The sequence below is a fragment of the Verminephrobacter aporrectodeae subsp. tuberculatae At4 genome, from assembly GCF_000193225.1.
Taxonomy (GTDB): Bacteria; Pseudomonadota; Gammaproteobacteria; order Burkholderiales; family Burkholderiaceae_C; genus Acidovorax; species Acidovorax aporrectodeae.
Genome location: NZ_AFAL01000027.1, coordinates 1 through 8,737, shown reverse-complemented (window position 1 = coordinate 8,737; position 8,737 = coordinate 1). Strand labels below are relative to the sequence as shown.

General features: G+C 52.9%; 6 protein-coding genes and 2 pseudogenes. All 8 read right to left on the bottom strand.

Features of this window, described 5'->3' with window-relative positions; genetic code table 11:
- Positions 1-9 precede the first annotated feature (9 nt).
- Complete coding sequence (locus VTU_RS0100910; RefSeq protein WP_010099947.1) at positions 10-801, bottom strand: SDR family oxidoreductase; 792 nt, start codon at positions 799-801, stop codon at positions 10-12.
- 418 nt (positions 802-1,219) lie between these two features.
- Entirely contained in the window at positions 1,220-1,816 is a 597-nt protein-coding gene (locus VTU_RS32345; RefSeq protein WP_138927743.1) for a hypothetical protein, read from the bottom strand.
- A 130-nt stretch (positions 1,817-1,946) separates the two neighbouring features.
- The gene (locus tag VTU_RS0100900; protein ID WP_029553978.1) at positions 1,947-2,534 is read right to left on the bottom strand and encodes a hypothetical protein; all 588 of its coding nucleotides are present in this window, start codon (positions 2,532-2,534) and stop codon (positions 1,947-1,949) included.
- Between the two features lie 569 nt (positions 2,535-3,103).
- A pseudogene (locus VTU_RS35805) lies at positions 3,104-3,316 on the bottom strand (RHS repeat-associated core domain-containing protein); the annotation flags it as partial.
- An 88-nt stretch (positions 3,317-3,404) separates the two neighbouring features.
- A complete protein-coding gene (locus VTU_RS32340; RefSeq protein WP_138927742.1) occupies positions 3,405-3,833 on the bottom strand; it encodes an Imm58 family immunity protein in 429 nt (142 codons plus the stop codon).
- A gap of 46 nt (positions 3,834-3,879) precedes the next feature.
- Positions 3,880-4,347, bottom strand: a pseudogene (locus VTU_RS33365) (transposase); the annotation flags it as partial.
- A 542-nt stretch (positions 4,348-4,889) separates the two neighbouring features.
- The gene (locus VTU_RS32335; protein WP_138927741.1) at positions 4,890-5,213 is read right to left on the bottom strand and encodes an Imm58 family immunity protein; all 324 of its coding nucleotides are present in this window, start codon (positions 5,211-5,213) and stop codon (positions 4,890-4,892) included.
- A complete protein-coding gene (locus tag VTU_RS30525; RefSeq protein ID WP_322835858.1) occupies positions 5,210-8,644 on the bottom strand; it encodes an RHS repeat-associated core domain-containing protein in 3,435 nt (1,144 codons plus the stop codon). Before VTU_RS30525 ends, VTU_RS32335 begins: the two co-directional genes overlap by 4 nt.
- Between the last annotated feature and the right edge of the window lie 93 nt (positions 8,645-8,737).

Genomic DNA, 8,737 nt, shown 5'->3' with positions numbered 1-8,737 from the left:
CCATCGCGTTCACCCGCCCACAACGATGCTCACACCGCCATCGACCGCGAGCCATTGCCCGGTGATGTGCTTGCCCGCGTCCGACGCGTAGAGCGCGCACAGGCCCTTGAGGTCCTCGTCGTCGCCCAGGCGAGCCAGCGGCGCGTTTGCGGCGAGCGCGTCCGCGCCCAGCGCCTTGAGCGCTCCGGCGCTCATCTTGCTCGGGAAAAATCCCGGGCAGATGGCGTTGACGCGGATGTTGTATTGACCCCATTCGGCCGCCAGTGCGCGGGTGAAGTTGATCACCGCGCCCTTGGAGGTGTTGTACGCGAGGGTGTTCAGGCCCTTGGGGTTGCCGCCCAGGCCGGCAATCGACGCCACGTTGATGATGCTGCCGCTGCGCCGGCCGATCATGCTGCGCTTGGCCAGGTGCTGGCTCAGGATGAAGTAGCCGCGCACGTTCAGGTCCATCACCTTGTCCCAGGCGGGCAACGGGTGGTCCTGCGCGGGTGCCCCCCAGGCGGCGCCGGCGTTGTTCACGAGGACGTCAACCGCGCCCATGCGTTGCAGCGTTTCGTCGGCCAGGCGGCGGAGGTCCTCCTCTCGGGCGCAGTCGGCAGCGATCCAGTGCGCGTCGATTCCTGCAGCCCGCAGCGTGGCGGCGGCCTGTTCCAGGTCGGCGGCCTTGCGCGAGCTGAGCACGATCCGGGCGCCCGCCTCGCCCAGCGCGTGCGCCAGTTGCAGGCCCAGACCGCGCGAGCCGCCGGTGACCAGCGCGGTCCTGCCGCGCAGGTCAAACAGTTGTTGGATGGTGCGGGTCATGCTCGTCTGTCTCCTTGGGGATTCCCGGGGGGCGGCCGCCAGGGTGTGGGGCAGGGCGCCGGGCGCTGATTGTGCGACGCAACGCCGGGCCGGCGTGTCGCCTGCGCGATCGATTCATCATGACCGCGCATCCGTTCCCATTTATGGGGATGGATCGAAGCCGTCCGCCACGGTGTCGCCCACTGCTTGGCCGGCAATGTGGAGGGGATTTTTGCCAAGAATTCAAACCGGAGGCAAACGTCGCTTCGGGGCAGATTTTGTTTGGTCCGCTGGCACATGCAGTGTCCTGGCATGTGCAATCGTCACCGCTCATGGCAGCCGTGATCGACGCATTACAAATACTTATCACGATGACACGAGACCCGTGCTCCGCGCATTTTCGTATCTTCGGCAAAACGTTCATTCAGCTATTTTTTTATCAAGCAGGATAGGTGACGATCTGGCAGCGAACAACATGCCATTGACCTTGTGCCATGCGCTCGAATTCTCTGAAAGAGTCATCGCGTCCGTATTCAATTGAGGACACATGACCCTTCACACACCAAACACGGCCATGCAACGTTGCAGCGCCTGTGTTGGTCTCAATGTCGAATTCTGCGATTTTAAACCTTCTGCGTTTGGCAAAGCATAGTTCCGAAGGAAAATCTGATTTTCCATCACGCATTACAAAGAAATTGGCTTTAACCCCGCCTGAAGCGATAGTGATCCTGTTGATGGCTGCGATTTGTTTGTTCCACAGTTCAGCTTCGCGTGGTTGCAGTTTTTCGCGAACTGCATCAAAGATGGTTTTCTCAAGCATTGATATATGCGCCAAAGACGTAGATTGCCACAGTCCCCAGAACGAACCAAACATTGCGAGCGCGAAGACTCCGGCCGCCGGCACATTGGTGTTTTTTGCAATAAGAATAATTTCGAATAAAAAGGTACCGATGACCACCAGCAGAAAGAACCAAGGGCTCTGAATTCCATGTCGAACCCCGGAGCGTAACTGTTTGATGCGCGCTTGGATTTTCATTATACTCACTTCTGGTCACCGCTCATGGTAGTCATAGTCGACGCATCAAAGATACTCATCATGATGGCATTGAAGCCGCGCTCAACGCATTTTCTGATCATCATTGAAGCAATAATTCATCTATTTTGATTCAAGCAGGATAATTGACGATCTGGCAACGCACAACATGCCATTGATCTTGCGCCGCACGCTCGAATTCTGATATGTTGCTTCTGTATTCAATTGAGAACACACAACCCTTCATACACCAAACGCACCCACGTAACTTTGCAGCGCATGTATCGGCCTCGATGTCGAAATTTGCGATTTTAATCTTTCTGCGTTTTGTAAAACACAATTCCGGAGGAAAATCCGGCTTTCCATCCCGCATCACGAAGAAGTTAACTTCAGACTCTTCTGGATTGATAGCGATCTTGTTGATGGCTGCGACCTGTTTATTCCACAGTTCGGCTTCGCGTGGCTGCAGCTTTTCGTGGACCGCATTAAAGATGGTTTTCTCAAGCATCGATAGATGAGCCGAAAATATGATTTGACGAAAAATCCAGTAGATAGGGAGCGTCGAGAGCACTCCGTATCCGGCAGCCACACAAGCGAGTTTTGCGAGCCAAAACACTTCGAAGATATAGGCACCAATGGCCACCAGCAGAGAGAATCCAGTAATCTTGATTCCATCTCGAATCAGGGATTGTGACTGCTTGATGAGCGTTTCGAGTTTCATGATGCTCACTCTTGGCATGCGCAGTCGTCACTGCTTAGAGCAGCCGTGATTGGTGGCGCACTGTAGATGGTCACCACAGCAACACGAAATCCGCGCTCTACGAATTTTCGGCCCTTCGTCGAACCATTCATCCAGCTATTGAATCCCGCAGAGATTGGCATGTAATTATAACCGGCATTAATTTTCTTGAACCGCTGAGGGATCAGCCAGTGGTGCAAACTCACACCATGTGCCGCCAGCCACCGTTCACCGTTGCCCGCCGAAGTACTCCATGTATCGCGCACGCTGCCCCATGTACGCCCATCGGAGACCAAGCGGCCAATACCTCTCCCAAGACCGCCTTGGCCCATTTGGTTCACGGCGTTTCTTCCCAAGTGGGCCTCTCCAAATGCCACACTCATACCTATCGCAGTCCACTCGCCATTTTTGTAGGCACTAGAGCATCGGTCCACAGAGCCGTTCGCGTCCATAACGTAGCGCATGTAGTACGTTATGCGAAACGAAAGCGTGTCACCGAATCCTGCAACACCATTCACCACCCAATCGGGTGCTGTGGGCATGTCAGCCAACCCGAACAAGCCGTAAGGATCAATGTATATCAACGGGCTTCCGTTGACGTATGCAAACCGGCTCCACCCCCCAGCCAATCCGATCGGATCACTTTGAATATACCTCCCCGTGTCTGGATCGTAGTATCTGTGAAAATTATAATACAACCCGGTCTCCGCATCCTCGTATTGCCCAGGAAGTCTTGGCCATGATGCGTTGCTTGACGGTGTCTCCGAGATGTATGGATTAATCCCCTCACGCAGCCCGGCATGAAGCTGTAAAGCAAGGGTTTGATGCCTAATTAAATAAAATCGGACATCGCTAATGTCCTGATTTTTTCTGATTTCCATGTCTTGAATATTCTTCGCAGCAATTGGTTCGCCTGCATGAAGAAAAAGCGTGCGCAATGTCGGTACAGGAATCTGTGTTTACGAATTTTCCATCGCGAAACTCAAAGCAAGCACCATCAAGACATATGATATTTTCATCAGAATCTCGTTTTAATACAATTGAGGATGCCGGGTATGAAGCGACATGCCTGTTTAATCGGGTCATGACTTTTTCCTCGGATAACCCAAGCCACTCGTGCTCTAGCAAGCCCGTCAGTAATTCGATGTGTCGAATTGTAGTAGCATCATCAACAGCGCGGTAAGATAGCGTGATGCCTTGATCAATCACACGCTCCATCAGCGCGATGCAGCATATGACAAGCAATATCGCCGAAATTCTCCATCGATTAACAGGATTCATTTTTTTGAATCAAAATATGTAGGACTTGCGCAGACCAGTTCAGTTAGCGTGCAACTCGGACTTTTGTAGCACTTGGTGTGCGCACCTTCCATTCGCTCTCGCCGTAGAGTTTGAGACCTGTGCTATCGACAGCCAAGTGCAGTGGATCACCCGGGCGCAGCGCGGGCGAGATGACTTGCAAGCTTTGCGCGCGACGGCTCAAGGTCGTGTAGCTGGGTACCGACAGATTCGGGAAGGCGAGTCGGGGCAGGCTTTGAGCGAATCCTTGCAGCGCACGCAGAGGCAAATCAAACACCTGCTTGAGACGGAGGAGCAAGCCTTGGATGACGGCGTCCGGGTAGACGATCGGGCGTCCGCGCCTAGAGACATCCGCAGCCGGTGCGGGCGTCAGAAGGTTCTTGTCGATCCACACCGCGATATCTCCTCTGGCAATCAGCCCGGCGTTGTACTGTGTCCAGTTCCTGACACGGTAGGTCGCCCTGGGCTCGGATCGTTGGCAGGTGTCTCTGCGCATGAAAGGTCGGGAATGTACCCGGGCCGTGTCGCGACTGACAGCAGCGTTTGCATCGCCGTTGTGCGCGCAAAATATTGGCACGCTATGTGGTTCGGGATTTATGCAACAACGCCCTTTGGCTTGCTCCCAAACAGATCCCGGTGTTACATTGTCATCTTGAAAACAGCGATTGATGGCGGCATGCGGAAAATACGGATGATGATCGGTAGACCAAGTTTTCGTGTAATTTACTTGCGACGGAATGAGAAATTGACAGTAATTACGACATGTCGGATTAACTTCAATGAAGTATGGAGTTGAAATCATGATAGTATACATCGCAAAAATATTATCTTGCTGACTTGATCATTTATTTTGATTGATGGAAGTGCTATGGCTTGGTTGATTTTAATTTTTTGCAAATAATCAACGCACTTATTGAAGAGCCTATTAATTACAGTTTTCACGATCTGCGTAGCCTCTCGCAAGTAATTTTATCGTCTAAAATTACATACGTACTGCTAATCCAGGATGAATATCTGTTCATATAGATATTTTTGGCGCTACAAGATATTTATGAGTTTTTCATTCTCAAACTCAAAACAAACATATTCAAGACATACGCTGTTTATGTTGGAATCAGGTTTTGATATTATAAGATTTGGTTGTAATGATGTATATTTATTTAGTCTTGACATGACCTGCTTCTTGGATAATCCAAGCCATTCATTTTTCAGCAAGCTTATCATTAATTTTTCCCGTTGAATTGCAATATTGTTATCGGCATAACTCAGCGTTAATCTTTGATCAATGATGCTGGAAATTAATGCGATGCAGAATATTCCAAGCAGAAATGATGCGGCTCTCCATCGATTCATGGGGTTCATTTTTTTATTATACCGTGATTAAGTGCATTTCTCGCAAAGATACGGCAATGATTTTGATTCCAAGGAGTCCAGCTATAAGATGGTCGATTTTTGTTGGTTGAATATTCTTCAGCATACTTGATGACTTTCTCCTCGTCAACGTTCTTTTCGCACTTCAAGTCGATTTTGGTTTTATCGCCTGCTTTCTTCTCTAGTTCTTTTCTTAATTTTTCCAGGGATGCAGAAGTTGGATCGCCAGTATTTCGATCCATCTTCAAATCAGAAATGGTGAGACGTCGAACATTTCCATCCGCCATGGGGCGTGTGGAGCCAATCACCCCCTTGCCTGAAGGATCATATCTACCAAATTCATAGTAACGTGTCCGTCCGTTACGATCGTAAGTCAATATTCCTCCATGCCCACCAAGGGATGTAGAGGTCATTCCATATCCTATAGCTACTGGATAGTCAGGGAAGTTGACTATGCAAGCGTCAAGACCCAGTGGATCAATGAAATTCAACGGATCTCCTCCCGCATAGGCAAAGCGATTCCAGCCTCCAAACAGACCAATCGGATCGCTTTGTATATACCTTCCCGTGTCAGGGTCGTAGTATCTATGAAAATTGTAATGCAACCCAGTTTCTACGTCCTCATATTGCCCAGGTAGTCTTATTTGTGAATTGATCCAAGAATTCCCTGCCGCAGCTTTTGGCGTCACCGTCTCTGCCTTACCAAATGCGTTGTAGTTGGCTGCCCATAACACGGTTCCGGCTTTGTCTGTCGCCTGCAAGGGGACTCCAAGATGATCGCCATGATAATAAGCAAATACATCGACACCATTTCCATCCCTGGTCTTTAGGAACAGCACTCCAGTTATAAACGCACTATCCTGTTCCGGGCCATACTGCGTTATAATTTCTGGGGCTCGACTGGCACTAATCTCCCGATTGGCGTTGATTGTTATCTCCTGCGTGGCCTCTGCAATAATTCCTTCGTCTGCATATAGGAAGTATGTACGAATAGCCGATATCAAAGGCACTCCAACCTTGTTAAGATATTGCTCTTTCCAGATACGTCGATTCATGGGGTCATAACCATACCGGGCAATGGAGTTTCCGATCCCATTTTGCACTTCGATCAGGCGGTTGTCACTATCATAGTGGTAGCGGGTCGTACTGGAGCCCTCGCTCTTTTGCGTCTGGTTGCCATTGGCATCATAGATGTAACTGACCGTGCCGCTGCCACCGGGGCTAGGACGCTGTAGCAGGCGGTGGTTCCTATCGTATTGCCAAGCTCCGCTACCAGTACGGCTGTGGGTGATGCGGTTGGCCAGTCCATCGAGGCTAAAGATTTCGGTGTCGCGACCAAACAGGCCGCCGGTATCGGTGACCACACGTGTCAGGCGCAGTTCATCATCGTAGTTGTAGTTGCTGTCGCGGGTGTTGCTGGTGCCGTTAACAGTATCGGTGCGCTTAGCGGTTTTCATCTCCTGCTGCTTGCCGTAGTTGCTGACGAGGTCCAGAGTGATTTGCTGTCCCGGGGTTTTGCTCTTGAGTCCCTGAAGGCTTAGCAGACCGTCCCAATTCTTTTCCTGTGTGCCGCCACCTGGCAGGGTGAGTCTGGCGGGGGCGATCCATTTGTACTGGTTGACGCTGATGGAGCCCTCGCCCGGAATGTTGATCGATTCGAGTTGACCATGCGCACTGTAATTGTAGTCCAGGGCCGTGTCATCGGGCCAAGTCATTCGGGTTTTTTTGCCTGCCAAGCTGTATTGGTAGCGGTAACCCAGGTTGTAGTTGCCACCCACGGGGTTGGGGTAGCTGATGGTTTCACCGGTCTTACGGCCCACACCGTCATAGGTCAGGACGGCGCTGGTGGTTTGCTGGCCTGTCGGGCGCGTGGGGTCGGTGTCGCTCCAGGCGGTGAGGTTGTTCTCGGCGTCCCAGGTCAGCGCGACGGTGCGCACGACGGTGGTATCCCGGATCTGTTGTATTTGGGTGACGCGGTTGGCGGTGTCGTAGCTGTAGCGCTTCTTGGTGCCTGCCGGGTCAATGCGTTCCGTGAGTCTGCCTGCGCCGTCGTAGCTGTAGTGCGTGACCTGTCCTTCGGCCAAGGTTTCGCTGGTCAGGCGGTCGTTGCGGTCGTAGGTGAAGCCGGTGGTGTTGCCTTTGGCGTCCTTCACTTCAATGAGGTTGCCGCGCGCGTCATAACGGACCTGGGTCTTTCCGCCCAGGGCATCGACGGATTCGACCATCTGGCCGAATGCGTCGTAGGTATAGCTTCGGACCTTGCCATTGGCGTCGGTTTCGCTTTTGAGTTGCCCGCGCGCGTCGTAGGTTTTCCTGCTGCGGGTCACGGTTTGTGTGCCGCTGCTGTCGGTATAGACCAGGGTTTCGCTGGTGGGTCGCTCGCCTGCGTCGTACCGCATTTGCTGCGTGAAGCTCGGGTAACGGACTTCCGTGGGGTCCAGCAAGCTGCCCAACTGGCCTGTGGCGCTGCCATCGGCGATCTGATCGCTGTAGTTGGTGACGTTGCCCAAGGCGTCCGACGTGCGGATCAGGCGCTGGAAGAGATCGTACTCTGCGCTGGTGGCCCTGCCATCTTCATCGGTTTCGCCAATCACCAATCCCTGCGCGTCGTAGCGCCACTTGTACTCGCCGCCAACGGCGTTGGTGGTTTGTACGCGCCGGTTCACCCTGTCATAGGCCATCAGGGTGGCCTTGCCTTTGGCGTCGATGCTGCTGGTTTGGTTGCCGTTCTTGTCGTAGCGGAAGGTGCGTACATGACCGAGGGGGTTGGTAATCTTTGTGAGATTGCCTGTGGCGTCGGTTTCATAGGTTGTTGCGTTCCCCAGGGGATCGGTGGACTTGACCAGCGCGCCCATGCGGTTGAATACGTAGTTGCGCGTGTTCCCCTCGGGGTCGATGATTTGGCTGGTTTGACCTTGGGCGTCATAGGCGACCTGCCATATGGCGTCTGGTGTCACGCTGCCATTGCTCTCCGTCCTGCCCTTGTACGTTATGCGAGTCGTCTGCCCCTGGGCGTTGACTTGGTACTCCGTGGTCCGTTCCTCGGCGGTGCCCGCAGCTTGCACGGTCTTGAGCAGGTTGCCTTTGGCGTCGTATTCGTACTTTGTCTTGACGCCCAGTTCATCGGTTTCCTCCGTGATTCCCATGTGCAGCGCGGAGTACACCGTTTTCTGCGTGCTGCCATCGGGGTATTGGATCTCCACGATCTGCTCGAACTCGTTCTTCATGGTTTTGGTCGCAAAGCCACGTGCGTTGGTTCGGGTTTCGGCCCGGTAGCCGGTGTCGTAGCGGATTTCCGCTTCGGTGCGGCCGTTGACCGTGTACCGCACCAACTGGCCCTGCCGGTTGTGCGTGTAGTCCTGCACCCGCCTGCCTGCGGCGGTCTCGGGACCGGTGATCTTGCTGATGAACTGTTTGTTCACGTCGTCGTAGTCGAATTCGTAGTCGGTGACTCCGCCGTCGGGTGCAATGCGTTGCTTGATGGTATCGCCCTCATAGGGCCCTTCGTCGTTTCG